The 26,702-nt window shown below is 66.7% G+C and carries 28 protein-coding genes; 14 read left to right on the top strand and 14 right to left on the bottom strand.

Translation table 11 applies throughout. The annotated features are described in order from the left end of the window. Positions 1–7 precede the first annotated feature (7 nt). The 7 genes from BLQ58_RS04915 to BLQ58_RS04945 all read right to left on the bottom strand — a co-directional run bounded on the left by BLQ58_RS04915 (position 8) and on the right by BLQ58_RS04945 (position 5,850). Positions 8–751 carry a response regulator transcription factor gene (locus tag BLQ58_RS04915; RefSeq protein WP_092595538.1) on the bottom strand — a complete coding sequence of 248 codons (744 nt, stop codon included), beginning with the start codon at positions 749–751 and terminating at the stop codon, positions 8–10. Positions 752–1,001: 250 nt separating this feature from the next. After that, a complete protein-coding gene (locus tag BLQ58_RS04920) occupies positions 1,002–2,210 on the bottom strand; it encodes an NAD(P)/FAD-dependent oxidoreductase (protein WP_092595126.1) in 1,209 nt (402 codons plus the stop codon). 160 nt (positions 2,211–2,370) lie between these two features. Then, complete coding sequence (locus BLQ58_RS04925) at positions 2,371–2,778, bottom strand: cupin domain-containing protein (RefSeq protein ID WP_092595128.1); 408 nt, start codon at positions 2,776–2,778, stop codon at positions 2,371–2,373. 4 nt (positions 2,779–2,782) lie between these two features. After that, positions 2,783–3,262, bottom strand: a complete 480-nt coding sequence (locus BLQ58_RS04930) for a carboxymuconolactone decarboxylase family protein (RefSeq protein WP_092595130.1) — start codon at positions 3,260–3,262, stop codon at positions 2,783–2,785. Between the two features lie 196 nt (positions 3,263–3,458). Continuing rightward, positions 3,459–3,959 (bottom strand): Ohr family peroxiredoxin, encoded by a 501-nt coding sequence (locus tag BLQ58_RS04935; protein ID WP_092595132.1) that lies wholly within the window; start codon positions 3,957–3,959, stop codon positions 3,459–3,461. Positions 3,960–3,974: 15 nt separating this feature from the next. Continuing rightward, positions 3,975–4,724: an SDR family oxidoreductase gene (locus tag BLQ58_RS04940; RefSeq protein ID WP_092595134.1), complete on the bottom strand. Its 750-nt coding sequence runs from the start codon at positions 4,722–4,724 to the stop codon at positions 3,975–3,977. Between the two features lie 154 nt (positions 4,725–4,878). Then, positions 4,879–5,850 (bottom strand): GlxA family transcriptional regulator, encoded by a 972-nt coding sequence (locus BLQ58_RS04945; protein WP_254775807.1) that lies wholly within the window; start codon positions 5,848–5,850, stop codon positions 4,879–4,881. A 560-nt stretch (positions 5,851–6,410) separates the two neighbouring features. Between BLQ58_RS04945 and BLQ58_RS29050 the strand changes: the two genes are divergently transcribed. From BLQ58_RS29050 to BLQ58_RS04965, 3 genes are read left to right on the top strand one after another with little or no spacing between them, the layout of a single operon-like run. After that, positions 6,411–7,205 carry a sensor histidine kinase gene (locus tag BLQ58_RS29050; protein WP_175459837.1) on the top strand — a complete coding sequence of 265 codons (795 nt, stop codon included), beginning with the start codon at positions 6,411–6,413 and terminating at the stop codon, positions 7,203–7,205. A 23-nt stretch (positions 7,206–7,228) separates the two neighbouring features. Next, entirely contained in the window at positions 7,229–8,278 is a 1,050-nt protein-coding gene (locus BLQ58_RS04960) for a LysR family transcriptional regulator (protein ID WP_092595142.1), read from the top strand. Continuing rightward, positions 8,275–9,171 carry a DMT family transporter gene (locus BLQ58_RS04965; protein ID WP_092595144.1) on the top strand — a complete coding sequence of 299 codons (897 nt, stop codon included), beginning with the start codon at positions 8,275–8,277 and terminating at the stop codon, positions 9,169–9,171. The genes BLQ58_RS04960 and BLQ58_RS04965 overlap by 4 nt, the downstream gene beginning before the upstream one ends. A 98-nt stretch (positions 9,172–9,269) precedes the next feature. On the opposite strand, the gene sodB is transcribed toward BLQ58_RS04965, so the two are convergent. Further along, positions 9,270–9,848 (bottom strand): superoxide dismutase [Fe], encoded by a 579-nt coding sequence (sodB, locus tag BLQ58_RS04970; protein WP_066739371.1) that lies wholly within the window; start codon positions 9,846–9,848, stop codon positions 9,270–9,272. 183 nt (positions 9,849–10,031) lie between these two features. Next, complete coding sequence (gene xseA, locus BLQ58_RS04975) at positions 10,032–11,417, bottom strand: exodeoxyribonuclease VII large subunit (protein WP_092595146.1); 1,386 nt, start codon at positions 11,415–11,417, stop codon at positions 10,032–10,034. 1,009 nt (positions 11,418–12,426) lie between these two features. On the opposite strand from xseA, the gene BLQ58_RS04980 reads away from it, so the two are divergent. The 7 genes from BLQ58_RS04980 (at position 12,427) to BLQ58_RS05010 (ending at position 17,789) form a co-directional block, all read left to right on the top strand. Further along, positions 12,427–13,047 (top strand): MotA/TolQ/ExbB proton channel family protein, encoded by a 621-nt coding sequence (locus BLQ58_RS04980; RefSeq protein WP_092595148.1) that lies wholly within the window; start codon positions 12,427–12,429, stop codon positions 13,045–13,047. A gap of 18 nt (positions 13,048–13,065) precedes the next feature. Next, positions 13,066–13,497 carry an ExbD/TolR family protein gene (locus BLQ58_RS04985; RefSeq protein WP_092595150.1) on the top strand — a complete coding sequence of 144 codons (432 nt, stop codon included), beginning with the start codon at positions 13,066–13,068 and terminating at the stop codon, positions 13,495–13,497. Between the two features lie 127 nt (positions 13,498–13,624). Further along, positions 13,625–14,740: a tetraacyldisaccharide 4'-kinase gene (lpxK, locus tag BLQ58_RS04990; protein WP_092595152.1), complete on the top strand. Its 1,116-nt coding sequence runs from the start codon at positions 13,625–13,627 to the stop codon at positions 14,738–14,740. Continuing rightward, positions 14,721–14,921 (top strand): Trm112 family protein, encoded by a 201-nt coding sequence (locus tag BLQ58_RS04995; protein ID WP_092595154.1) that lies wholly within the window; start codon positions 14,721–14,723, stop codon positions 14,919–14,921. Before lpxK ends, BLQ58_RS04995 begins: the two co-directional genes overlap by 20 nt. Positions 14,922–14,966: 45 nt before the next feature. Continuing rightward, positions 14,967–15,776, top strand: coding sequence for a 3-deoxy-manno-octulosonate cytidylyltransferase (gene kdsB / locus BLQ58_RS05000; RefSeq protein WP_092595156.1), 810 nt, complete (start codon positions 14,967–14,969; stop codon positions 15,774–15,776). 397 nt (positions 15,777–16,173) lie between these two features. Next, on the top strand, positions 16,174–16,839 hold the full coding sequence (adk, locus tag BLQ58_RS05005; protein WP_092595157.1) for an adenylate kinase: 666 nt from the start codon (positions 16,174–16,176) through the stop codon (positions 16,837–16,839). A gap of 191 nt (positions 16,840–17,030) precedes the next feature. Beyond that, positions 17,031–17,789, top strand: coding sequence for a 3-hydroxyacyl-CoA dehydrogenase (locus tag BLQ58_RS05010; protein WP_092595159.1), 759 nt, complete (start codon positions 17,031–17,033; stop codon positions 17,787–17,789). 12 nt (positions 17,790–17,801) lie between these two features. Here the strand turns inward: BLQ58_RS05010 and BLQ58_RS05015 are convergent, their stop codons facing one another. Beyond that, positions 17,802–18,599: a helix-turn-helix transcriptional regulator gene (locus BLQ58_RS05015; protein ID WP_092595161.1), complete on the bottom strand. Its 798-nt coding sequence runs from the start codon at positions 18,597–18,599 to the stop codon at positions 17,802–17,804. Positions 18,600–18,730: 131 nt separating this feature from the next. Between BLQ58_RS05015 and BLQ58_RS05020 the strand changes: the two genes are divergently transcribed. Further along, the gene (locus BLQ58_RS05020; RefSeq protein ID WP_092595163.1) at positions 18,731–19,501 is read left to right on the top strand and encodes a class I SAM-dependent methyltransferase; all 771 of its coding nucleotides are present in this window, start codon (positions 18,731–18,733) and stop codon (positions 19,499–19,501) included. A gap of 37 nt (positions 19,502–19,538) precedes the next feature. Here BLQ58_RS05020 and BLQ58_RS05025 read toward each other — a convergent pair whose 3' ends face one another. Continuing rightward, positions 19,539–20,444 carry a LysR family transcriptional regulator gene (locus BLQ58_RS05025; RefSeq protein WP_092595165.1) on the bottom strand — a complete coding sequence of 302 codons (906 nt, stop codon included), beginning with the start codon at positions 20,442–20,444 and terminating at the stop codon, positions 19,539–19,541. Positions 20,445–20,538: 94 nt separating this feature from the next. Between BLQ58_RS05025 and BLQ58_RS05030 the strand changes: the two genes are divergently transcribed. Continuing rightward, a complete protein-coding gene (locus BLQ58_RS05030) occupies positions 20,539–21,564 on the top strand; it encodes a bile acid:sodium symporter family protein (RefSeq protein ID WP_092595167.1) in 1,026 nt (341 codons plus the stop codon). 65 nt (positions 21,565–21,629) lie between these two features. Here the strand turns inward: BLQ58_RS05030 and BLQ58_RS05035 are convergent, their stop codons facing one another. Both BLQ58_RS05035 and tsaE read right to left on the bottom strand, forming a co-directional pair. After that, entirely contained in the window at positions 21,630–23,141 is a 1,512-nt protein-coding gene (locus BLQ58_RS05035; RefSeq protein WP_092595169.1) for an N-acetylmuramoyl-L-alanine amidase, read from the bottom strand. After that, positions 23,135–23,668, bottom strand: a complete 534-nt coding sequence (gene tsaE / locus BLQ58_RS05040) for a tRNA (adenosine(37)-N6)-threonylcarbamoyltransferase complex ATPase subunit type 1 TsaE (RefSeq protein WP_092595171.1) — start codon at positions 23,666–23,668, stop codon at positions 23,135–23,137. Before tsaE ends, BLQ58_RS05035 begins: the two co-directional genes overlap by 7 nt. A 16-nt stretch (positions 23,669–23,684) precedes the next feature. Between tsaE and queG the strand changes: the two genes are divergently transcribed. Next, positions 23,685–24,878 (top strand): tRNA epoxyqueuosine(34) reductase QueG, encoded by a 1,194-nt coding sequence (gene queG / locus BLQ58_RS05045; protein ID WP_254775808.1) that lies wholly within the window; start codon positions 23,685–23,687, stop codon positions 24,876–24,878. Positions 24,879–25,031: 153 nt separating this feature from the next. Here queG and BLQ58_RS05050 read toward each other — a convergent pair whose 3' ends face one another. Then, positions 25,032–25,925 carry an AEC family transporter gene (locus tag BLQ58_RS05050; RefSeq protein WP_092595174.1) on the bottom strand — a complete coding sequence of 298 codons (894 nt, stop codon included), beginning with the start codon at positions 25,923–25,925 and terminating at the stop codon, positions 25,032–25,034. A 154-nt stretch (positions 25,926–26,079) separates the two neighbouring features. On the opposite strand from BLQ58_RS05050, the gene BLQ58_RS05055 reads away from it, so the two are divergent. Beyond that, the gene (locus BLQ58_RS05055; RefSeq protein ID WP_092595176.1) at positions 26,080–26,697 is read left to right on the top strand and encodes a chalcone isomerase family protein; all 618 of its coding nucleotides are present in this window, start codon (positions 26,080–26,082) and stop codon (positions 26,695–26,697) included. Positions 26,698–26,702 lie beyond the last annotated feature (5 nt).

The raw sequence follows: 26,702 nt of genomic DNA on the forward strand, positions 1-26,702 counted from the left end.
GCCGTCCTCAGTGCGCGACCATCGGCTGGGCCACCTCGCCCCGGCTGGCGCGCGCCGACAGGGCGGGCGATGGCGCGGCCAGCGTCGCGGCCATATGGGCGGTCTCGGCATCCAGTTGCAGATCGAGGTCGATCGCCATTTTGACCAGGTCGGCAAACGTGCGCGCGGCCATCTTGCGCATGGCGCGGCTGCGGTGGATCTTGATCGTGACTTCGCTGATGCCGATCTTGCCGGCAATCTGCTTGTTCATCAGGCCCGACACGGCCAGTGCCATCACCTCGCGCTCGCGGCTGCTCAGCGTCGCAAAGCGCGCGCGCAGATCGTCGCCGCATTGCAGTGCCTGCCGGTTGCCGCGGTCCACGGCAATCGCCTCGGTCACGGCGTCGAGAAAGTCCTGGTCGCGGAACGGCTTGGCCAGGAAATCGAGCGCACCGGCCTTCATGGCCCGCACCGTCATCTCGATATCGCCATGGCCGGTGATGAACACCACCGGCAGGCAGATGCCGCGCCGGATCAGCTCGCGCTGGACTTCCAGGCCGTTGGCGCCGCGCAGCCGCACGTCCATCACCACGCAGCCGGGCACGGGTTCGAGCGACGTCTTCAGGAACGCGTCGGCCGACAGGAACGAACGCGCCCGCAGGCCAACCGACCGCAGCAGGTCGGCCAGCGCGTCGTTCATGTCCACATCATCGTCGACGATGTAGACCACGGGTTCGATGGCCTCGCCGCGGCGGCTGGGCTTTGACGTCATGGCGTTCACGATGGACTCCGGTATCTCTGCGGGTATGGCCTTGCGGAACCGCGCGCCGGGCCAGGGCCAGGGCCGGTGCGACGGCATGACTCGGAGTCTAGACAGCGTGCCATGGCCCAACAAGACGCCGGTGCAGGAAGCCGCGTTTCCGCATACGCACCAATCGCGGCCCACCGTTACAACAAAAAAGGCCGACGCCCCCGGAGGTGGAAAGCGTCGGCCAACGGGACCGAACAACGATCGATACGCGTTACGCGTAGCTGATATGAGGATCGCCGGCGGCCAGTGCCTGGGCGCGCTCAGGTGCGGGCGGATAAATCCATTGGGTGTTGATCAGTACCTTGCGTGCCTTGCCTTCGGCGTGCGTCAGCTTGACCTCGCGATCCCAGCCTTCGGTGTACACGGCGCCCCATGCGCCGAGGTCGAGGCAGGTCGCGTAGAACGGCTGCCGGTATTCCAGCGTGGGCAGGCCCAGCAGGTCGGCGGCAACGTTGTGGCCGGCAAAACGGCCCATGAACAGCGCGTGCTGGCACGACATCAGCGAGTAGTGGCCTTCGTCATCGGTCAGCGCACGCACCACGTCGCCGGCACCGAAGATGTCCTTCGCGCCGGTCAAGCGCAGGTCGCCCGATACCTCCAGGCGGCCCTGCCGATCCACCTGCGGCCCGATCTGCCCCGTCAGCGCGCTGGCCACCATGCCGCCCGTCCAGATCACGGTGCTGGCGTCGATCCGCTCGCCGGTGCCCGTCACCACGCCGTTGGCATCGAACGACACGACACCGGCACCCACACGCGTCTCGATGCCCAGGTGTTCCAGGGCTTCGAGAATCTGCGGGCGCGGGCCGGGACCGAGATCGGGGCCGATAGCCTCGGCGCGCTCGACCACCACGATGCGCGGGTGCATGGCATCGCCAAAAATCGCGCGCAGCCGCTCGGGCAGTTCGGTGGCCACCTCCAGCCCGGTAAAGCCGCCGCCCACCACCACGAACGTATTGCGGGCAGCCGTCTCGGGCTTCGATGCCAGCCCCTCCAGGTGCTGGCGCAGCTTCACGGCCTCGTCGATCTGGTCGACGGCAAAGGCGTGCTCCACCAGGCCCGGCAGCGGCGGGCGAAACAGGCGGCTGCCGCTGGTCAGCACCAGGCGGTCATAGCCCACCGATGTGTCGCCGCCGGCGGCCAGGACGATATCGACGCTGCGATCGTTCGGATGGATGCGTTCGACCATGCCTTCGATGTACTTCACGCCCACCGCGTCCAGCAGCGGCTGGAACGGCACGGCCATCTGCTCCGGATGGGCTTCATGCAGGCGCGGGCGCACATGCAGCGCGGGCTGGGGCGACACCAGCGTGATTGCCACGTCCGAGGCGGCAGCGCCTTGCTGGTCGACGACGCGCGCCGCGCCCAGGGCGGCCCACAGTCCGGCGAATCCGCCGCCGACAATCAGGATGTTTCGCTTCATTTGGATGACCTCACTTCTACGGTTGCACAGGACGAGCGACCCCAGCCGCCTGGCAAGCAGGCGCCGGCGGATCGCTGCGGGGATGGGTGGAACGACGGGTGGAACGACGGTGCGGCAGGCGCGCACGAATCTGGCACGCCTGCCGGCCCGATGGACCCGGCTACTTCACGGGCGTCAGAATCGGCGCGCCCTGGTTCTTGATCAGGAATACGATGAACCGGGCCGGCTTGGTGGTGCTGGCGTTGCGTCCGACGGTATGGATGTCGTTGGGGCCTTCGTGAAAGGTCTGGCCCGGCTTGAGCGTGACTTCCTTGCCGCCCTTCACGCCCATGATGATGGTGCCCTCCAGCACGTAGATGAAGCCGTGGGCGTCATGGCGATGCACGGGGTCGTAGCCGCCCGGCGGGTACTCCACCATGATCATCTGCACCTCCTTGCCCGGATACTCGGGCAGCGGTTCGGTGGTCAGCGGCGTGACCTTCACCTCGGGCGCCGCGGCCAGGGCCGGCGGCGCCAGCAGCGCACACGAGGCAGCCAGCATGGCCGCGATGGACAGGACGCGTCTCATGGCCTTACTCCAGTCCGGCCTTGTCGAGACCAAACATCTTGTCGGCCGAGCCCGGCACCATCTGGAACGCCACATTGAGCCGGTTCCACGCGTTGATGGCGCCGATCTGGAACGTCAGGTCGGACAGCTCCTTCTCGGAGAACTGGCTGCGTACGCGCTCGAACACATCGTCGGGCACGCCGTGGGCGGGCAGCTGGGTCAGCGCCTCGGTCCAGGCCAGCGCGGCGCGTTCGCGCGGCGAGAACAGCGTCGACTCGCGCCAGATGGCCACGTGATGCAGGCGCAGTTCGCGCTCGCCGTGGATCTTGGCCTGCTTGACATGCATATCGACGCAGAACGCGCAGCCATTGAGCTGCGACGCGCGGATTTCCACCAGCTCGCGGATGTGCTGCTCGAGCGTGGTCTTCTGGAACAGCGTACCGAGTTCGACGAGCTTCTTCGTCAGTTCCGGCGATTGCTGGAAGTAGTTCAAACGTTGTGACATGTGTCTCTCCTGCGGAACCAAGGGGAATACGTTCGCCGACCCGCCGCAGCGCGTTGCGCAACGGGATCGGCTTGTTTTAGATCGTAGTGGGCGGCCCGCCGTACCGGTAGTACCGCCAAGGTGCCCAGTCTGTTGCCGCGCGGGCACCAATCGCGCGTTGCCCGGTGCGGCGGGACGTCATGCGTCCACCCAAAGCTCAGTCGATCACGCGCACGATGCTGTAGATGCCCTCGCGGGCCATCTTCGCGTACGGACACAGCCGTTCGGTGTTACGTACCAGTTCCTCGGCCACATGCCGGGCCACGCCGGGCATGCGGATGCGGATCTCGGCAATCAGCGCGTAACCGCCGTCAACGGGATCGCGGCCGAAGGAGACCTCGGCCGCCACGGTGGCCTGGGCGGTATCCACCTGCGCGCGTCTGGCCAGCAGGCTTAGCGCGCCGTGAAAGCAGGCGGCGAAGCCCGCGGCGAACAACTGCTCGGGATTGGTGCCGCCGCCCGGGCCACCCATGGCCGCCGGCAACCGCAGATCGAGGACGAGATTCCCATCGTCGGACCTGGCGATGCCAGATGCGCGGCCATGCGCGGTCTGGCCTCCGGCGACCGTGACGATCGTCGTGTACAGCGCCGTGAAGCCCTGGCCCCGGTATCTGTCGAGCAGCGTCAATGGCGGAGGTTGCAACCTCTCGTTCTCCATTGCGTCGTCCCCAGGCTATTTCTGCTGTTGACGAATCCAGTCTTCGAAGCGGATGTGGCCCAGACGCGCCTCGCCTTCGGGCACGAGCGTGCCTTCCTGCAGATCGGCGCCGAAGTAGCGCGCGGCGGGATCGGCCACGACCGTGCGGCGGTCGCCCGTGGCCTGCAGGTAGCGTTGCACCAGGTCGCTCATGCGGAAGCGTTCGGGGCCGGCGATGTCGATCATGCCGTTCACGGGGGCGGCCAGCGCGGCATCGGCCACCGCATCCGCCACGTCGTCTGATGAGATCGGCTGGATCAGGGCCGGAGTGAGGTGGATCGTGTCCGCCTGCCCTGCCGACTGGGCGATGCCGCCCAGGAATTCGAGGAACTGTGTCGAGCGCACGATCGTGTATGGAATGCCTGCCTGCCGGATCAGCGCTTCCTGCGCGATCTTGGCGCGGAAGTAGCCGCTTTGCGCGAGCTTGTCTGTGCCCACCACGGACAGCGCCACGTGGTGCGCCACGCCGGCTTCCTTCTCGGCAGCCGCCAGGTTGCGGCCCGAGGTTTCGAAAAAGTGCAGCACTGCCTGGTCTTCGAACGATGGCGAATTGGCCACGTCCACCACCACCCGCGCCCCGGCCAGCGCCTGCGCCAGGCCTTCGCCCGTCAGCGCATTGACGCCGGTGCCCGGCGACGCCGCCAGCACGTCGTGCCCCTGCGCGGCCAGCCGCGCCACCACCTTCTTGCCGATCAGGCCGGTACCACCTACGACAACGATCTTCATGATGCATCTCCATGCTTTGGGAGTGGAACGGGTCCACATGCATTGCATGCTAGGTGCGGCCGCAGCCGGCCACCAGCCCGGCGCCTGGCGCACGGTGTTTCCCGATTTGCACCAATCGGATCGGAAAGAACGCCGGAGCGGACCGCGCGCGATGCTAGCGGTTGACCTTGAGCCGGTACTCGCTGGGCGACAGCCCGAAATGGCGCTGGAACGTCACGCGCATGCGCTCCTCGCTGCCGAAGCCACACTCGTGGGCAATCACGTCGATGGGCCGGCCGGGGTCCTGCAACTGCCGCCGCGCCGCTTCGAGCCGGAAGTGCTCCACACCCTTGGCCGGCGTGCGTCCGGTCTTTTCCTTGTAGACCCGCGCGAAGTTGCGCGGACTCATGCCGACGTATCCGGCCAGCTGCTCGACCGACAATTCCTCTGTTGCCAGGTTCTGCACGATCCACAAGTGCAGCGACTCGAACACCGGCACCTGCCGGCTCTGCGAGATCAGGATTTCGCTCAGCTGCGGCTGCGCCCCGGGCCGCTTCATGTAGACCGCCAGCTCCTTGGCGGCATTGAGCGCCACCTCGTGGCCATAATCGGCTTCCACCATGGCTAGCGCGAGGTCGATGCCCGTGGTGACGCCGGCCGATGTCCACAGGTTCTGCTGCCGCACGAAGATCGCTTCGGGATCGAGGTCCACCGTGGGAAACAGTTGCCGGAAACGGTCCGCCATGGCCCAGTGCGTGGTAGCGCGCTTGCCGTCGAGCAGACCCGCGAACGCCAGCAGGAAGGCACCGCTGCACACCGACGCCATGCGGCGTATCTTCCCGGACGCATTGGCCAGCCAGTCGAGCAGCGCGGTCTCGTTCTTCGCCACCTCCAGGATGATCGGCGACCCCGGCACGACCACGGTGTCGATCTCCCGCAAGTCGAACGATGCCAGCGACACCGAACTCATCGCGGTGCCCTCCACCGTCGCCACCATGCCGCCGGCGAAGCTGGTCGTGTGGCAGCGATAGCCGGCCAGCCCGCGCGCACGCGCGTAATTGGACGCGGCCCAGAACACGGTCTGGGGTCCGGCAAGGTCGAGCAGGCTGACATCGGGGTACGCCACGAACAGGATGTTGCGCGGCATGTCTTCAATGTTTCCTGCGGAGGGGGGCGGCTGCGTCTGAAGCATGAGGGGTATTGCGGTAGACAAACGATGCTATGTCAATGGGACGATCCCTTGCAAGCTTGCGCCCCGTCCGTGAAGCGGCGCGCGGGCGGCACGGCCGTTTCACCGCCGGCACACCCGGCAGGATGCGCGTGAGCGTTGGCAAGGCGGTCATTTCTCGTCTCCTCCCGTGTATCACGGGCTCGGTGTCACGTAGGGGGCCTGGCGCGGCGCCCGGGGCTTGGGCCCGACATCTCCGCGACGGCTAGGTCCGGCGGGAATCGTGGCGGCAAGGCAAGTTGGGCGCGAGTCTAGTGAGTGAGTGGGCCAGTCACAAGCCAGCGCCACGCGCAGCGCTGTTTCCGCAAATGCACCAATCGCGCATGACGTTCACCCGACGTGCCGCGAGCGGCTGGCAGTCTGGCAGAAAAAACGGGAACGCTGTCATTTACGGTCTATTAAGCGGTAATTAACATCAAGTGCAGGTCGGCCAGGGGGTGGTCAGGGGTGCCGGCGGTCATATCGACAGCGAGAAGAACATGACTGAACCAGTTCGCGGCGCCCAGGGGTGCACGGGCGACCATGGACACGCGCGCCTGCAGCCGCCGTCCGTGCACGCGGACCGGCTGGCGCTGCTGGGTCGGTGCATGGCGATGGTGGTCCACGACGCCGTGCAGCCGGTGGCCTCGGTGGTGACACGGGGGCAGTCGGCGCTGCGCTGGCTGCGACACGACCCGCCCGACGTGGAGGCAGCCATCGCCTCGCTCGAACGCGTGGTGGCCGACGCGCAGCGCGCGGGCACGCTGCTGGCCGACCTCAGGGCGCTGGCGTCGCCCGTGGAACGGCCACTGCAGCCGGTGCCGCTCCACGCGGTGCTGCGCGACACGCTGCACTGGCTGGACGACGACCTGCGGCGTGAAGGTATCCACGTGGCGGCGAAGGTGCGCCACGACGATGTCGTCGTGATGGCCGAGCCCGCCGCGCTGCAGCAACTGTTCGGCAACCTGATCGTCAACGCGATGGAAGCCATGGCCGAAACGCCAATACAGGACCGCCATCTGACCGTGGATCAGTGGGTGGACGGCGACGATGCAGTGGTGGCCATCAGCGACCGGGGTTGCGGCATCGCAGCCGACGACCTGCCACGCCTGTTCGACGCGTTCCATACCACCAAGGACGAAGGGCTGGGCGTCGGGCTGGCCATCTGCCATCGCATCGTGACCGACCACGGCGGCAGCATCCGCGCGCAAAGCTGCCGCGAAGGCGGCGCGTGCTTCGAAATTCGCCTGCCCCGGCAGGATCAAAAAACGGTTTCCCGCGCCGCAGCAAGGTAGCGCCGGGAATCTCAGGGGAAACCATGGAATCGATACAGCCGGCCGACACGTCGGACCGCAATTTCAGGCTCAGCCTGCCAAACCGCGCCGACGCACTGTCGACGAGCTTTGCCGCCAGCTACGCCGGCATCATGGCGTTCATGGCCGTGGCCAGCGAAGGCAGCTTCGCCAAGGCTGGCGAGCGCCTGGGCATCGGCCGCTCGGCGGTCAGCCGCAACGTGCAGAAGCTGGAAACCCAGTTGAGCACGCGGCTGTTCCTGCGCACCACGCGCACCACGCAACTCACGCGCGAAGGCCAGCGCTTCTTCGAGAACTGCCATCAGGGCGTCACGCATATCGTGGAGGCCATGAACGACATGCTGGAACTGCGCGAGGGCCCGCCCCGCGGCCTGGTGCGCATCAGTGCCACAGTGGGGTTCGGCCGCAAGATCGTGGCGCCGCTGCTCGACAAGTTCGTCCAGCTCTACCCGGACATCGCCATCGACCTGCTGCTGGACGACCGACCCACGGACTTCGCGTCGGAACAGATCGACGTCGCCTTCCGCAACGGGCGGATCGAGGATTCGAGCATCATCGCCAAACAGCTCATCCCGATGCAGATGGCGCTATGCGCCGCGCCGTCTTACGTGGCCCGCCACGGGCTGCCGCAGACGCTGGACGACCTGCCGCAGCACGAATGCATCAACTTCCGCTTTTCCAGCGGGCGCATCTTCGAATGGGAGTTCAAGTGCGACGGCATCGTACGCAAGTTCCTGCCGCGCGCCCGCATGACGTTCAACGACGCCGACCTGGTGCTGCACGCGGTGCTGGAGGGCTGGGGTATCGCGCAGATGGCCGGCTACCAGATCAGCGACCACATCGCCCGCGGGGAACTGGTGGTCTCGTTGGCGCGCCATGCGCCCGACGACCGGGGCCACTACATCTGCTACCTGAGCCGCCAGCATCTGCCCACGCGCATCCGCGTCTTCATCGATTTCATGACCGAGCAGATCCGCGCCATGAAGCTGAACTGCCTGACGGACTTCAACGTGACGGACGACTGCGAAGGCACCGCCCTGGGAGCGGCGGCATGAAGCCCGCCGCATGGCTCTGCGCCGCTGGCGCGATCCTGCTCTGGGCGTCGTTCGCAACGCTGGTGTCCCACGCACCCGGCGTGCCGCCGCTGCTGCTGACGGGTCTGGCGCTGTGCCTGGGCAGCGCGACCTGCCTGCACCGCGTACGCGAATGGCGTGTGCCGCCGCGCACGCTGGCGTTCGGCGTGACGTGCCTGTTCGTGTACAACGCGGGTCTGGTCATGGCGTTCAGGCTGGCGCCGATTGCCGAGGCCAACCTGATCAACTACCTCTGGCCGTTGATCCTGGTGCTGCTTGGCACCACGCTCTGGCGCGGCATCGACTGCATGACGAAGGTCGCCGGCGCGCTCGTTGGCTTTGGCGGCTGCATCGTGGCCATCACGGCGGGCTCGGGCGCGGACGCATTCGGCGCGGGCCTTGGCGGCCGAGGCGGCACGCATATGGCCGGCTATGCGCTGGCGCTGCTGGCCGCCATCGTCTGGGCGGTCTATTCGCTGGGCGCGCGTTGGTTGCCGCCGTTCTCGTCGTGGGCCGTCGGCGGCTTCTGCCTGGGGGCCGGGCTGCTGGCCATTGCCAGTCACCTGCTGATCGAGCCGCGCTTCGTGCCATCGGCCAGCGACCTGGCATGGGTCGCGGCGATCGGCCTGGGGCCGCTCGGTATCTCGTTCGTGCTGTGGGACTACGCCATGCGGCATGGCAACACCGCGCAGATCGGCATCCTCGGCTACGGCACACCCGTGCTGTCGATGCTGTGCCTGGCGCTGGCGGGCAAGGTCACCGAACGCGACTGGTCGATGATCTTTCTGGCCTGCGCGCTCATCGTGGCAGGCGTGATGCTGGCGTCGGTTGGGCCGGTAGTGTGGCGGCGCGCGGGCTGGGCGCGCGAACCGTAACCCCGCACGTCACTCCCCGCCCAAATGAAAAAGCCCCGGAATTTCCGGGGCTTTTGCCGGGGCAGGCACCTGGCCGCCCGTGCGGCCAGCGCAGGCGCTCAGGCGAAGTTCTTCGAAGCGAAGTCCCAGTTCACGACGTTCCAGAATGCCTCGACATACTTCGGACGGGCATTGCGGTAGTCGATGTAGTAGGCGTGTTCCCACACGTCGCAGGTCAGCAGCGGCTTGGCGTCGGTGGTCAGCGGCGTGGCGGCGTTCGAGGTGGACACCAGGTCCAGCGAGCCGTCGGTCTTCTTGACCAGCCAGGCCCAGCCCGAACCGAAGGTGCCAACGGCCGTCTTCGTGAATTCTTCCTTGAACTTGTCGAACGAACCGAACTTGGCGTTGATCGCGTCAGCCAGGGCACCGGTCGGCTGGCCGCCGCCGTTCGGCTTCATCGATTCCCAGTAGAACGTGTGGTTCCACACCTGGGCAGCGTTGTTGAAAATGCCGCCCGACGACTTCTTGACGATTTCTTCCAGCGAAGCGTTCTCGAACTCGGTGCCCTTGATCAGGTTGTTCAGGTTCGTGACGTACGTCTGGTGGTGCTTGTCATGATGGAACTCCAGGGTCTCCTTGGAGATGTGCGGAGCCAGGGCGTCATGCGCGTACGGGAGAGGAGGGAGCGTGTGTTCCATTGTTCTGTCTCTACGGTTTTGGTGGGGAGAATGGCCGATTGTAGGTGACTTGCCAGACCCGCGCAAACGGCCCCGGAAAGCCCCCTGACCTCATGTTAGTTTCCCCTGCGGCCGCTCAGGGGAGCAATTCCAATCGACTGAGAATCAGTCGCAACCAGGGCGGCGCACGCGCCGCGCGAACCCTCAGAAAGCCGCCAGTTTGGCCTGTACATTGGCAATTTCGAGGTCCGCCGTGCCGTCCGCCAGATGCGCCTCGACAATACTGCCGGCGCGCAGTTCGCTGGGCGACCGCAGGGCGCGCCCGCGATTGTCGAGCAGCACGGCATAGCCACGTTCCAGCGTGCGCTGCGGGGCCAGCAGTTCCAGCGCCCCGGCTGCGCGCGCCAGCCGCTGTGTTTCACGTTCGTGACGGCGTTCCAGCGCGGCGTCCATCCGCGCCGCCGTACGATCCAGCGCCGCCTGTGCCGCACCGGTGTCGGGCTGGCAGGCCCGCCAGCGCATGGCCAGCATGTCGTGCCGATGACGCTGGGCGGACACCGTATCCCGCAGTGCCGCACGCAAGTGTCGGGCCAGATTGTCGACCTGCGCGCGCCGTTCCTGCACTTGCGCCTGCGGGCTGCGCAGCTGGCGGGACAGCCACTGCAGATGCTGCGCGCGACGTTCGAGCTGGCGGTCCATGCACTGTGCCAGCGACTCGCGTGCGCGGCGGGCGGCCTGCAGCAGATGCGCGCGGTCCGGGCTGACCATTTCAGCCGCGCCAGTCGGCGTGGGGGCTCGTACATCGGCCACGAAATCGGCAATCGTGAAATCGGTTTCGTGACCCACGCCGGACACCACCGGTACGCGGCTGCGCGCGATGGCCTGCGCGACCACTTCCTCGTTGAACGACCACAGGTCTTCGATACTGCCGCCGCCGCGGCAGAGAATCAGCACATCGCATTCATCGCGTGCGCTGGCCGTATCGAGCATGGCGGCGATCTTGTCCGCAGCGCCGGCGCCCTGGACTGGCACCGGGTATACGATCACGTTGACGTGCGGCGCACGCCGCTGCAGCGTGGTCAGTACATCGCGCATCGCCGCGGCCTGCAACGACGTGATCACCCCGATGGTGCGCGGATGCGACGGGATCGGACGCTTGCGTGCGGGATCGAACATACCGGCCTGCGCAAGTTTTTCCTTGAGCCGCAGGAATGCTTCGTAGAGATTGCCCAGGCCGGCGCGACGCATGGCTTCCACGCCCAGTTGCAGCTCGCCGCGCGCCTCGTACATCGACACCACGGCGCGCACTTCGACGGCCTCGCCCTCGCGCGGCGCGAAATCCACGTGCTGGTTACGGCCCCGGAACATCACGCAACGGATCTGCGCCCGGGCATCCTTGAGCGAGAAATACCAGTGGCCACTGGCCGCGCGAGTGAAGTTCGAGATCTCGCCCCTGACCCACGCCAACGGAAAGCTGCGTTCGAGCACGCCGGCAATCGCATGGTTGAGTTCGCTGACCGGAATCACGTCGCGCGTGCGCGAGGGCGGCTGAGACGGCGCAAAACGCGAAAGGTTCTCGTTCTCTGGCATGGTGCACAACCGCGCAGGCGGCGTGAGATGGACATGTCCACAGCATAACCGCTATGTCAAGAGCCATTGGGCAGGGTCGCGGTGTTCGCCCGCAATCCGCATGAGTCGGTACAAGCTATTGATTCATTTGAGCTTTCTGACTGGACCAAAAAACAGGCAATGTAAGAGAAAACCTTACGCGTCAACGACTTACCAAAACGAGCCGAGGCTTGTTCACAAAGTTATCCACAGAAGCTTTGGATAATGGATTTGTCAAGGGTCTTGCCTGTGGACAACGTATACGTTGCGTATCAAAGCTCGCTGTGGCAACGCCTGGACGGGTCCGAAGTCGACCTCACCGCACGGCCCGCCCAGGTGGTCTGACTGCCTATTTTTTGGGCAGATACGTATACCGCCATAGGGATCAAGGAGTTAGCCGGCTTCTCCCGGCCTTATCCACAACCGATCCACAATCCTGTCCTGCGCCGATGTGGAAAGTTGACCCCCTTGCCGGCCCGAAAGTGGCGCCCTCATCGCCGCCGCGTTGCCCGTTTATTAAGCACCACAACGCTTTTCCTTTCAGATCAATGGCTTGCCAACTTTTTTCGACGGCTTTCCACAGCCGATCCACAACACTGTCCCGCCGGAGTGTGGAAAGTCACGCCGGAAACGCTCGATGGCGGCCGTCGAAACGCCAAATCCTGTCGGTCCCGCGTGCTTTCCCCGTCCTGCACAAAAAACAGGCAACGGCGCCGCAATCCTTTCGAATCAATGGGTTATCGCATTTTTCCGAAGGCTTTCCACAAGTGCTCCACAATGCTGTCCCGCGTCAGTGTGGAAAGCCGCAGACAGCCGCACCGGACGCGGCTTGCCGGGCTGGCCGGGAGCGGGTTAGAGTGGCGCCTGCAATTTTTCGAGCATCGCCGCTGCGCACGCGGAACCAGCGCGCGCATCAAAGGCTGCCGCGCAGTTTGTCGTCATAGCCGTTCCATTTCGGGTCTGTCGCTTTCGTAGAATTTCGGGGGTCCACGTGTTTTCCATCATTCAAGCGGCCGGCTGGCCGATCTGGCCGCTGCTGCTCGCCTCGGTCATTGCGCTCGCGCTGATCGTCGAACGTTTCGTCTCCCTCAAGCGCAGCAAGATCCTGCCGCCGAAGCTGTACGAGGAGGCACTCTCCGCCGCCCAGCAGCGCAAGGCCACGCCCGAGGTCGTCAACAATCTCGAAAAGAACTCCCCGCTGGGCCGCGTGCTGGCCGCCGGCCTGCGCCATGTGGTGCTGCAGCCGCAGACGTCGCGCGACGCCGCCAAGGACGTGGTGGAAGAAGCCGGCCGCGTCGTGGCGCACGACCTGGAACGCTACCTGAACGCGCTGGGCACGATTGCCTCGGTGGCGCCGCTGATGGGCCTGCTGGGCACCGTGATCGGCATGATCGAGATCTTCGGGAACCAGGGCGGCACCGGCGCCAACCCCGAACAGCTGGCGCACGGCATCTCGGTGGCGCTGTACAACACGGCCTTCGGCCTGATCGTGGCGATTCCGGCGCTGATCTTCTGGCGCTACTTCCGGCGCCTGGTGGACGACTACGTGGCCGAGCTCGAATTCCGCGCCACCGCGTTCCTGGACGCCATCCTGCCGCAGCGCAGGGCCTGACGCGGCCAGGAGCACGCCATGCGTTTCCGTTCCCGCCAGCGGCGCGAGGAGCCGGAGATCAACCTGATCCCGCTCATCGACGTGCTGCTCGTGATCCTGATCTTCCTGATGATCACGACCACGTACTCGCGCTTTACCGAGCTGCAGATCCAGCTGCCCACGGCCGATGCCGACCGCGCGCAGCAACATCCGACCGAGATCGTCGTATCGGTATCGGCACGCGGGGTCTACTCCGTCAACAAGCAGGTGCTGGAGCAGAAGGATGTCACCAGCCTTGCCGACCAGTTGCGCAGCGCCGCCGGCCCGGCGGGCAGCGGACAGCAGCCCGTGGTCATCGTCAATGCCGATGCCCAGGCCACCCACCAGGCGGTCATCAACGTGATGGAAGCGGCCCGCGTGGCCGGCCTGTCGCGCCTGACCTTCGCCACGCAGAGCACGCCGCAACGCTGACGCCTGCTCCGGGCGCGCAGGGCCGGATGGGCGGCAAACTTGCCGCATGCGCTGCGCAGTGCCCATAATGTCTGCATCGGGCCGATGCCACCCCAGGGTGGCATCGCCTTTTTCCATCCTCCCGTTCATGCCCGCTCCCCGACACGCCCTTGCCGACTTCGTCACCGCCCAGTGGCAGCGCCGCGGCTGGTTCGCCTGGCTGATGTGGCCACTGTCGCTGCTGTTCGGCCTGATCGCGCGCATCCGCCGTTACGGCTACCGCCAGGGGTGGTTCAAGTCGACGCGCCTGCCGATGCCGGTGATCGTGGTGGGCAACGTGACGGTGGGCGGCACCGGCAAGACGCCGGCCGTGATCGCCCTGGCCCATGCGCTGTGCGAAGCCGGGCTGCGTCCCGGCGTGGTATCGCGGGGCTACGGCGTGGAATTGAAGCACCCGCGCCGTGTCAAGCCGACCTCGAAGGCCGTGGACGTGGGCGACGAACCGCTACTGATTGCGCGCGCCACCGATGTGCCCGTGTGGGTGTTCCCCGACCGCGCGTTGTGCGCGCAGACGATGCTGGTGTCGCACCCCGGGGTCAACGTGCTGCTGCTCGACGACGGGCTGCAGCATTACCGGCTGCAGCGCGACTTCGAGATCGTCATGTTCGATTCGCGCATGGGCGGCAATGGCATGCTGCTGCCGGCCGGGCCGCTGCGCGAGCCGCTGAGCCGCCCGCGCGACGCCACGCTGATCAACGACCCGAACTTCAAGGCCACGCCGGACAAGCCCGATGTCTATGGGATGCGGCTGGAACTCGATGACGCCTGGCAGCTCGACGACCCCACCATGGCACGCCCGGTCGCGCAGTTCGCGGGCAAGCGCGTGCTGGCCGCAGCCGGCATCGGCAACCCGGAACGGTTCTTTGCCAGCCTGCGCCGCGCGGGGCTGATGCCCACGGCAACGATGCCGCTGCCCGATCACTACGACTTCGCCGACGATCCGTTCGCCGGCAACGACGATGCGCTCCATGCTGACGTGATCCTGATCACCGAGAAGGATGCCGTAAAATGCGAGCGTTTCGACGACCCGAGGATCTGGGTCGTCCCCACCACGCCCGTGATCGACGCGGGCCTGATCGACAAAATCCGGCGCGTCGTACTGGCGCGCAACCCGGCCGTCGCCACCCCCGTTACCACGGGACATTCCTCCGGCGCGGCGACCGGACTCGACAAGGAACACCAGGATGGACAACCGGCTGCTTGAAATCCTCGTCTGCCCGCTGTGCAAGGGCAAGCTGGAATACGACCGCGCCGCCCAGGAACTGATCTGCCACGCCGACAAGCTGGCCTACCCGATTCGCGACGGTATCCCGGTCATGCTGGCCGACGAAGCGCGCCAGTCGGTGCCGGGCCGCGTGGTGCCCGTGGAACCGTCCGACAACTGAGCGTCCCCCCGCGCCGCCCCACGTCGGCGCAGTCAGGCAACCATCATGAGCATTCCCGCATTTACCGTCGTCATTCCGGCGCGCCTGGCTTCTACCCGGCTGCCGAACAAGCCGCTGGCCGATATTGGCGGTCATCCGATGATCGTGCGCGTGGCCGAACGCGCGCACGCGTCGTCGGCGCATCGCACCGTGGTGGCCACCGATGCGCCTGAAGTGGCGGCAGCCTGCGCCGCGCGCGGCGTGGAGGCCGTGATCACGCGTGCCGACCATCCGTCGGGCACCGACCGCCTGTCTGAAGTCGCCGCCCAGCTCGGTCTGGCCGACGACGCCATCGTCGTCAACGTGCAGGGCGACGAGCCGCTGATCGATCCGAACCTGATCGACGAGGTGGCCCTGCACCTGGCCGCGCACCCCGATTGCGCCATCGCCACCGCCGCCCATCCGTTGGACGATGCGGCCGAGGTCTTTAATCCCAATGTCGTGAAGGTGGTGTGCGACAACGCGGGCCGCGCGCTGTACTTCTCGCGCGCGCCGATACCCTGGGCGCGCGACGCGTGGGCCGCCGTGCCGACGCAGCCGGCCGCCACCGCGCAGGTGCCGATGCCAGCCATGCCCGTGCTGCGCCACATCGGCATCTACGCCTATCGCGCCGGCTTCCTGCGGCGATTTCCGACGCTGGCGATCTCGCCGGTCGAACAGGTGGAGGCGCTGGAACAGCTGCGCGCCATGTGGCACGGCGAGCGCATTGGCGTGCTGGTGACGGCGGCGGCGCCGGCGCCGGGCGTGGACACCGCGGCCGATCTGGAGCGTGTACGCGCCCTCTGGGCGCAGGGCATGGCACAGGACGGCCCGTGAGATTCACACGGCCGGCGCCGTAGACCCCGGTTTCCCGCTGGAGTTCATACTGCTGCAACCTGGACGAAGGCCGAACCGGCATTGCCCATGGCATAATGCCTGCCGATACAGAGCCCGCAGCCGTGCGCAACACGTCTGCAAAGGCTCGGTGGGGAGATAGAGATCGAGCCGCCCGGATGCGCGCCGCTGGCCCGTCGCCGCGATTGCAGGACCTTCGCACGACCGTCGGACGACGCTGCGCTTCGGGCGCCGCGCATGAGCGGACGCCGGCATATGCCTTGGCCTTCACGTGAAGACGTCGAGGCATGGCCGGACGTAAGTCCCGCGTCAAGTTGCAGCGGTACCCTCCTTCCATAGATCCCGCCAGACCGAATTCAAATACCTTGAGGACCCGTAAATGCGTTTGATCCTGTTGGGCGCGCCTGGCGCCGGCAAAGGCACGCAAGCCAAGTTCATCTGCGAGAAGTTCGGCATTCCGCAAATCTCCACCGGCGACATGCTGCGCGCCGCGGTGAAGGCCGGTACGCCGCTGGGCATCGAAGCGAAGAAAGTGATGGACGCGGGCGGACTGGTGTCGGATGACATCATTATCGGCCTGGTGAAGGACCGTCTTAAGCAGCCGGACTGCGAAAAGGGCTATCTTTTCGACGGTTTCCCCCGCACGATTCCGCAGGCCGAGGCCATGAAGGAAGCCGGCGTGGCCATCGACTACGTGCTGGAAATCGACGTGCCGTTCGATGCCATCATCGAGCGCATGAGCGGCCGCCGTGTCCACGTGGCGTCGGGCCGTACCTACCATGTGCGCTACAACCCGCCGAAGGTGGCGAACGTCGACGACGAAACCGGCGAACCCCTGATCCAGCGCGACGACGACAAGGAAGACACCGTGCGCAAGCGCCTGGAAGTCTATTCGCAGCAGACGCGCCCGCTGGTGGACTACTACTCGGACTGGGCCACCAAGGGTGATCCGTCGGCCAAGGTTTCGCCGCCGCAATATCGCAAGATCTCGGGCGTGGGCGACGTGGACAAGATCACGGCAAGCGTATTCGAGGCGCTGAAGTAATCAGCCCTGCCCTGCAGTACACCGGAGACGGCCCAGGCATTCCTGGGCCGTTTTTGTTTTTGGGGCTGACCCGGCTTACGTGGGGCGACGATTTACGTTAACGTAAACGGCACACAATCGCGGCACACAAATCGGGGCACACACATCGCGGCACCCGGATCGCCGCACCCCAACCACGAGGAGACAGACCGATGGACATCCAGGGCAACGTATTCATTGTCACCGGCGGCGCGTCGGGGCTGGGCGCGGGCACCGCGCACATGCTGGCGCAGGCGGGCGGCAAGGTCGTGATCGCCGACCTCAACGAGGCGGCCGGCACCGCGCTGGCCCAGGAACTGGGCGGCCAGTACGTGAAGTGCGATGTCACGTCAGAGGCGGATGGCCAGGCCGCCGTCGATGCAGCCCGCAAGCTCGGCCGGCTGTCCGGCCTGGTCAACTGCGCCGGCATTGCGGTGGCGGCCAAGACGGTGGGCAAGAACGGCCCGCATCCGCTCGATGCGTTCGAGAAGACCATCCGCGTGAATTTGATCGGCACGTTCAACATGATCCGGCTGGCGGCGGCGGCGATGGTGGAAAACACGCCCGATGCCGAAGGCGAACGCGGCGTGATCATCAACACGGCGTCGGTGGCGGCATTCGACGGCCAGATCGGTCAGGCGGCCTATGCGGCGTCCAAAGGCGGCGTGGTCGGCATGACGCTGGCTATCGCTCGCGACCTGGCGCGCGACGGCGTGCGCTGCATGACCATCGCGCCGGGCCTGTTCGAAACGCCGATGTTGCTGGGCATGCCGCCAGAAGTGCAGGACGCGCTGGGCAAGATGGTGCCGTTCCCGCCCCGTCTGGGCCGTCCGGCGGAGTTCGCCAGGCTTGCGCAGGCCATCATCGGCAACACGATGATGAACGGCGAAGTGATCCGCCTCGACGGCGCGATCCGCATGCAGCCCAAGTAAGGCAACCCGGCCCTACGCCGCCGCCGGCAGCAGCATCGCCAGCATCAGGCCCGGCACGGCCGGCGGCACCAGCGTCAGCTGCTCCAGATAGACCATGCCGTGCGCGGGATGATGAAAGCCGCGCCGGCCGCCCTGCCGCTCCTCTACATCCTGCGACCGCCAGGCGTTGGCAAATGCAGGACTGTCCGCCATCAATTGCTCCACCAGCGCGCGCGTGGCCGGATCTTCCGCATGGCGCAGGCTGTGCACGCGGAATTCCGCCACCAGCCGCGCCGCCCGGTGCGGCCAGTCCTCCACCAGCGTCTGCAGGCCGGGCGACAGGAACATGGCCCGCAACAGATTGCGCTCGGTGCTGGCATCGTCGAGCCATCCCACGAACAGATCGGCCGCCGCATCGTTCCAGGCCAGGGCCGTCCATTGCCGATCGAGCAGATAGGCCGGCGCTGCAATCGCCTGCACGCTGGCCAGCAGCGCCGGAGGGACCGCCGGCTCGGCGTCGTGCCGGGGCTCGGGCTTGCCGGCCAGCGCAAACAGGTAGGCGCGTTCTGCGCGCGACAGGCGCAGGGCCTGAGCCAGGCTTGCCAACGCCCGCGCCGACATCGCCACTGGACGCCCCTGCTCCAGCCACGTTACCCACGTTGCGCTGAGTCCGGCCAGTTGCGCCACTTCCTCGCGGCGCAGGCCAGGTGTGCGGCGCCGCCGGCCAGGCGGCAGGCCAACGTCGGCCGGGCTCAGCCGCTCGCGATGATTGCGCAGGAAAGCACCGAGTTCGGCTTCGCGTGATGCAGTGGGAAGTGGCTCGACGGACATGGGTGGTGGCGCTTATACCAGGATAAATGAGTGACTTGTACCGGGAAAACACGGCGTCTACAGTACGTGAACCCCCGGGCCCGGGCAATCCCCCTCCCTTTCATCCCTCCAAAAAGAACGAGGCACCCCTCATGCAACAGCAGGAACTCGTCGCCGCCCAGTTCGGCGCCACCGCCAGTGCGTATCTCACCAGCACCGTCCACGCCCAGGGCGCGGATCTGGAACAACTCAAGCAGGCGCTGGCGCACCTGAAGCCGGTGGCGCACAGCCGCGTGCTCGACCTGGGCTGCGGCGCCGGCCATGCCAGCTTTGCCGCCGCAACGGTTGCCAACGAAGTGGTGGCTTACGATCTGTCGGCCGAAATGCTCGACGTCGTGGCCGCTGCCGCCCGGGACCGTGGCCTGTCCAATATCAGCACCCGGCACGGTGCGGCCGAGCGCCTGCCGTTCGACGACGCCAGCTTCTGCGCCGTGGTCTCTCGCATGAGCGCGCATCACTGGCGCGACGTGCCGGCCGCGCTGCGCGAAATCCGCCGCGTGCTGAAGCCCAATGGCAAGGTGGTGCTGATCGATATCGTCGGCGCCGAAGACCCACTCTGCGACACCTGGTTGCAATCGGTGGAACTGCTGCGCGATCCGTCGCATATCCGCGATTACACGCCGGTGGGCTGGGCGCGCCTGTTCGGGCAGGCGGGATTCGAGGTGGAGGTGTCGCCGGTCTGGCGCATCGAGATCGAATTCCAGAGCTGGGTGTCGCGCATGCGCACCCCCGAGGTGGCGCAGGCCGCCATTCTCCACCTGTGGGACAAGGCGCCTGCCGAAGTGCGCGACCGCTACCGCGTGCAGGCCGATGGCAGCTTCGCGCTGGAGGCCGCGCTGGTCACGGCCGTGCCGGCGGGCTGATGCGCGGCAGCTTCACGGCGATGGGGCCACTGGTGACTTAGTCAGTCACCACTTCGGCCGGGATCGGCATGGTCTGGACCATTTCCCAGACCGCGGCGGCGGCCGGCGACAGCGATCTGTCTTCGCGCCGCACCATGACGATGCGGCGTTCCTCGCGCGGTGTCAGCGGCTTCGACACCAAGGGCGACGCTGCCGGCAACGGCAGCGAGAACGATGGCAGCACCGAGGCGCCGATCCCCGCCTCCACCATCCCGAACACACTGGCCGAATGGCCAAGTTCCTGCACCACCTGCGGCGCCACGCCGTGGCGCGCCAGAATGCGGTCGATCAGCGGCCGACTGCCCGACGCGAAGTCCAGCAGCACCAGGCGCTCGCCATGCAGGGCGCTCCACGGCACCGAATCGGCACCGGCCAGCGGGTGATCGCGCCGGCACACGAAGCAGAATGGATCGGTGGCCAGCGGGGCAATCGTCAGCCCTTCCCGCGCCAGCGGATCGATCAGCACCCCGAAGTCCACCGCCCCGGCGCGGATCTGTTCGAGCCCGTCGGCCTGGACGTTGTCGCGCACAAACAACCGGATCTCCGGGTACTGGCTGGCGCAGGCCGCCACATACATCGGCATGAGCCGCGCCGAGATGGTCGGCGCACTGGCTATCACTACCCTCCCCCGATAGCGCTCCCCTAACTGCCGGGTTTCTTCGAGTGTGTCGTCGAGCTGGCCCAAAAGTCGCTCCAATGCCGGGACCAACGCGGTGCCGGCGTCAGTCAGCACCACTTCACGCGTGGTGCGGTCCAGCAAACGGACGCCAAGCGCCTCTTCCAGTTCGGCCACACCCCGGCTGACGGCGGGCTGGGTAAGGCCAACCGCGTCCGCCGCCCGGCTGAAACTGCCGTGCGCCGCCACCGCAAGAAAGACCCGTAACTGCCGAAGTGTGTAATTCATGCAACTAAAAAATGAATAAATGCGATAAATGAATTTGCATTCTAAGCAAGACAAGCGTCCAATACCAAGCGGAAACCCTTACGCACTATCCCCGATGTCTACCCTTCTCGCCCCATTCAAAAAGATCTACGACCTGATCGACGGGTTCGTTCTCATCATGCTGTGCGCCATCGGCATTGCGCTGCTTGCGCCGGAGATCGGCGCCGGCGACGGCCCGCTGCATCTCGGCATCGTCACCAGTCTCGGCGTCGCGCTGGTGTTTTTCCTGCACGGCGCGGCATTGTCGCGCGACAAGCTCGTCGCCGGGGCCAAGCACTGGCGCCTGCACGTCTTCGTGCAGTCGTTCACGTACATCGTGTTTCCGATCGTGGGTGTACTGCTGATGCTGTCGCTGCGCAACACGCTCCCGCCCGAACTGCTGCTTGGCGTGTTCTACCTGTGCGCGCTGCCGTCCACGGTGTCGTCGTCGGTGGCCATGACGTCGATGGCACGCGGCAATGTGCCGGGCGCCATCTTCAACGCCACCATCTCGGGCCTGATCGGCATGGCGCTGACCCCGCTGCTGATGGGCCTTGTGATCAGCGCCAGCGGTGCCTCGATGCCGCTGGGCCGCGCGCTGACGGGCGTGGCGCTGCAACTGCTGCTGCCGTTTGCACTGGGCCAGGCATTCCGCCCGCTGATCGGCAACTGGCTGGCCAAGAAGAAGCAGATCACCAACAAGGTCGACCGTGGCGTGATTGTGCTGATCGTATATTCGTCGTTCTGCGATGCCACCGCCGCCGGCCTGTGGCACCAGTATTCCTGGCAGACCATTGGCGCGGTGATGGGCATCGCTGCCGTGATGCTGTTCGTGATCCTGGGCACCACCACGTTCACGGCGCGTCGCCTGGGCTTCTCGGTCGAGGATGAAATCACCGCCGTATTCTGCGGCTCGAAGAAGAGCCTGGCCAACGGCATCCCGATGGCCAAGATCCTGTTTGCCGGCCACCCGGCGCTGGGCCTGCTGGTGCTGCCGCTGATGGTCTACCACCAGTTGCAACTGATCGTGTGCTCGGTGATTGCCGCGCGCTATGCCAGCCGCGACGAAGTCAAGGAAGCCCGCAACGCGGTGCGTGCCTGATCGCCGTTCGTCCAGACAATCAAAAAACGGCGCTTCGGCGCCGTTTTTTGTTGCGTTCCGATGTCTTACACGGACGGGTTCTTCGACAGCGGCGGATTCTTGGCGAAGTACGCCTTGATGCCGCGCAGGATGGCGTTGGCCAGTTGCTCCTGATGTGCGTCGTCGTTGAGCTTGCGCTCCTCTTCCGGATTCGAGATAAACGCCGTCTCGATCAGGATCGAAGGAATATCGGGCGCCTTCAGCACCGCAAACCCGGCCTGCTCGACGCTGCCCTTGTGCAGCCGGTTGATGCCGCCGATTTCCTGCAGCACCGACTTGCCCACCTGCATGCTGTCGTTGATCTGCGCCGTGGTGGACAGGTCCAGCAGCACGCGCGACACCTGGGCGTCCTTGTTGCCCATGTTGGTGCCGCCGATCAGGTCGGCATTGTTTTCCTTGTTGGCCAGCCAGCGCGCGGCCGAACTCGATGCGCCGCGCTCGGACAGCGCGAATACCGACGCCCCCCGCGCTTCCGGCGACACGAAGGCATCGGCGTGGATCGACACGAACAGGTCGGCCTGCACGCGGCGCGCCTTCTGCACGCGCACGTTCAGCGGCACGAAGAAGTCCGAATCGCGCGTCATCATGGCGCGCATATTGGGCTCCGAATCGATCTTCTTGCGCAGGCGCGAGGCGATCTGCAACACCACGTCCTTTTCGCGCGACCCGGCGGCCCCAATGGCACCGGGATCTTCGCCGCCATGGCCGGGGTCCAGCGCCACGGTCAGCAGCCGGCGCATCTTGAACTGGCTCGGCGGCGGCACATTGGTCTGGGCGATCGGGGGCGGCACGGGCGGCGCGGCCGGCTTGTCCACCGTGGACGGTGCCGACGGCTTCGGCTTCACGGCGGCGATGGCGGGCGGCGGTGCCGTGGTGGCCGGCGGCAGCTGGCCACGGTCCTCAAACTTGCGCACGATGGCGCCAATGGCGTCTTCCTCGGCCCCGGCGGGCGCGCCGGCAACCGTGGCGTCACTGCCCGCGGGCGGCGTGGTCGAGGCAAAGCGGCGCTGCTTGTCTTCGGTGTCGCGCACGAGCTTCCAGAGCGGATCGGGCGGATTGACCGGATACAGGTCGAACACAAGCCGGTTCTTGTACTCGGCAATCGGCAGCAGCGTGAACACCTGCGGAGAAACGTCCTCCTTCAGGTCGAACACCATCCGCACCACGCGCGGCCGGTTCTGGCCCACCCGTACGGACTGGATATAGGGGTCGTTCGGCGTGATCTTGGCCACCAGCTCGCGCAGCGTGGGCGAGAGGTCCAGACCATCGATGTCCACCACCAGCCGGTCGGGGTTGCGGATCATCTGGTGGACGGCCACGAGCTTCTCGTCCGATTCGATCGTGACGCGGGTGTAATCCTCGGCGGGCCAGACGCGCACGGCCACGATGCCGGCGCCGAAGGCGATCTGCGGGCCGGCCAGCGACAGCACCACCGTCCCGGCGCCAGCCTTCAGGGCCTGCGCCATCCATTTTCGGCGGGCCTGGAGCAGTCCGTCGGGTCCATCGGGTCGGTCGGTGGCAAGTCGCTTGATCAGCATGCGTTCAGCAGGGTAAGTCCAGTGGGAGTATAGGCGCGCAGCGTGGCCATGCGGCGATCCGCGCCATCTTCGTCCCCATTAACGGCAGTTTGTGGCACGCGGTTGTCCGATTGGAGCAACACGTGCAGATCGGGTTCCCCAAGCAGGCGTCCGGCCTTCTCCGGCCATTCCACCAGATTGAACGCCGGCTCGGCGAAACAGTCGCGAAAACCGGCGTCGATCCATTCCTCGGGGTCGGCAAAACGGTACAGGTCGAAGTGGTAGACGGTCAGCGGCGAGCCATCGGCGCGCTGCACGTCGTAGGGCTCGCACAGCGTGTAGGTAGGGCTGCGGACCTTGCCGGCATGCCCCAGCGCGCGCAGCACGGCGCGTGAAAGCGTGGTCTTGCCCGCGCCAAGGTCTCCGGACAGCTGGACATGCACCGTGCGCGGCGGCATGTTGCGCACCGCCCCGGCCAGGGCCGCGCCAAACCGTTCGGTGGCGATTTCGTCGGGCAGCGGCAGGATGCGTTCTTCGAGCAGGGGCATTGCGTACAATTCAGGGATGATCGACCGTGCAGTGCCCGCCCCTACCCCCGCGCAAACCGCGCACCCCGCAGAAGATTCCGCTCCGGCGCGCCCAGATTCCGCCTCCGTCACCACGGACGTGGACCTGGCGTCGCTGGCGGCGTCCCTGCGCGGCTGGGGCCGCGCGCTCGGATTCGATGAAATCCGCATTGCCGATGTCGATCTGCGGCACGCCGAGGCGGGCCTGCTGGCGTGGTTGCAGGCGGGCTACCACGGCGACATGGATTATATGGCCAACCACGGCGCAAAGCGCGCCCGGCCGCATGAACTGGTGCCCGGCACGGTGCGCGCCATCGTCGCCCGCATGCCCTACCTGCCGGCGCAGGGGCCTGACGACTGGCGTCGCCACGAGCTCGCGCGGCTCGACGATCCCGCCACCGCCGTGATCTCGCTCTATGCGCGCGGCCGCGACTATCACAAGGTGCTGCGCAACCGGCTGCAGCAGCTGGCGGCGCGCATCGAGACCGCCATCGGTCCGTTCGGCTACCGCGTGTTCACCGATTCGGCCCCGGTCATGGAAGTGGCGCTGGCCAGCCAGGGTGGGCTGGGCTGGCGCGGCAAGCACACGCTGCTGCTGGACCGCGACGGCGGGTCGATGTTCTTCCTGGGCGAGATCCTGGTCGATATCCCGCTGCCGGCGGACCCGGCGGAAGCGCCCCATTGCGGCAACTGCCGCCGCTGCATCGACATCTGTCCCACCGGGGCCATCCTGGAACCGTTCCGGCTCGATGCGCGCCGTTGTATTTCTTACCTGACGATCGAACACAAGGGCGCGATCCCCGAGGCATTGCGCGCGCCGATGGGCAACCGCGTCTACGGCTGCGACGACTGCCAGCTGGCCTGCCCGTGGAACAAGTTCGCGCACCGTGCGACGCTGCCCGATTTCGACGTGCGCAATGGCTTCGACGCGCCCGACATGGCCGAACTGTTCGGCTGGACCGAAGCGGAATTCAACCAGCGGCTCGAAGGCAGCCCGATCCGTCGCATTGGCCATGAACGCTGGCTGCGCAACCTGGCGGTGGGGCTCGGCAACAGCCTGCGCGCGGCATCGGCCAGCGATCCGGCCCTGGCACAGCGCATTCGCGCCGCCCTGCTGGCCCGGCGCGACACCGCCACGCCGCTCGTGCGCGAGCATATCGACTGGGCCCTGGCCCAGGACACCGCCGGCTGAACGGTCCGAACGACCTGGACGGCCGAGGGCTGGAGCCCGGAGCCCGGAGCCCGGAGCCCGGAGCCCGGAGCCCGGAGCCCGGAGCCCGGAGCCCGGAGCCCGGAAGCCCGGAAGCCCGGAAGCCCGGAAGCCCAGAGCCCCGGAGCCAGGAACCTAGCTGACCAGCGACAGCCAGACCGGCGTGGTCAACACGGCCGCCACCGTCATAGCGGAGATGGTGGCGGCCACCATCGGCCCGTTGCCGCCCATCCGCACGGCCAGGATATAGGCGCTGGACGCCGTCGGCAGCGACGCATAGATGACCACGATCTGGTACTGCAGCGCGGTCAGCGGCAGGTATTTCCCGACCAGCCACGCGAAGCACGGCATGGCCAGCAGCTTCACGCCGCTCCACCAGGCCATCGGGCCCGCCGAGCCCGTGGCACCGCTCATCTGCAGGCCGGCGCCCACGGTCATCAGGCCCAGCGCGGTCGATGCGGAGCCCAGGCGGTCCAGCGTCATGCCGATCACCTCGGGCGGATGCAGGCCCAGCAGGTTGGTGGCCAGGCCGATGGCCGTGGCCAGGATCAGCGGGTTCCGCGCCAGTTCGCGCAGCAGCTTCGATTCGCCATGCCGGGCCAGCGCCCAGACCGCCGCCACGTTGCACAGCGGCACCGTCACGCCCACCACCAGCGCCATCAGCGCCAGCCCTTCTCCGCCGCCCAGCCGCACGGCCAGGGCCAGCCCGATATAGGAATTGAAGCGGAAAGCGGTCTGGAAGCCCGAGGCAAAGTCGATCGGGGCGGGCCGCAGCACGTAGCGCACCAGATAGCCGGTGGCCATGCCGAAGGCCATCGTGGCCAGCGCCAGCCCGAGCATGGCCGAGGTCGACGAGACATCGAACTTCGCACTGTTGGTGGATTGCAACAGCAGCGCAGGGAACAGAACGAAATAGACCAGCCGTTCCACGCCGGCCCAGAAAGCGCGGTCAAAGGGGGTAAATCGAACCAGCAGCCAGCCGATGAGGATCAGGCTGAAGTCCGGCACCAGCAGCAGGGCGGCAGACATGTCTCGAATGCTTTGTCGTTATCGTGGCGCCCGACGGCAGGCTTCGCGAAAAGTGAAGCCTAGGGCAGATCCGGATGGGTATTTTTTCAGAATTCCCCCAACATGGCACGCTGAATTTCGCCTTGCCCGCGGCTTTGCCGCCGCCTGTCGCATCATGAAGTCCACGCAGTCTTCGTCCCGCCGAGCCACGCTTCCCCGCCGCCTTGCCGTTTCGCTGTGCGCGACGCTGGCGCTCGGCCTGCTGTTGCCGTCGGTATCGGCGATGGAGATCGACGGCGTGCGCTTCGACGACATGGCGCGCCTGGGCGGCCGGCAGTTGCCGCTCAACGGCACGGGCCTGCGGCAGGTATTCGTGATCAAGGGCTACGCGGCCGGGCTGTACCTGCCCGAGCGGGCCCGCAACGCCACCGTGGTGCTGGGCTCGCCGGGCCCGAAGCGGCTGCAGATCCGCCCGCTGCGCGAGGTGGAATCGGCGCAGTTCGTGAAAGCCCTCAACGAGGGGCTGCGCGAAAACCACTCGGCGCTGCAGATGCAGCTGCTCTCCGACCGCGTGACGCAGCTGGAACGCACGATGAGCCAGCTGGGCACGGCCCAGCGCGGCGACATCATCAATTTCGATTTCACGCCCAGTGGCGGCACCGCCGTGACGCTGAACGGCATTCCGCGCGGCCAGGCCATTCCGGGCGAAGACTTCTACCAGGCCGTGCTGCGCATCTTCCTGGGCGAACACCCGGTGGACCGCAACCTGAAGCGCGGCCTGCTGGGCGGCTGATTCCG

The organism is Ralstonia sp. 25mfcol4.1 (genome assembly GCF_900104095.1).
In the GTDB taxonomy this organism is placed as follows: Bacteria; Pseudomonadota; Gammaproteobacteria; order Burkholderiales; family Burkholderiaceae; genus Cupriavidus.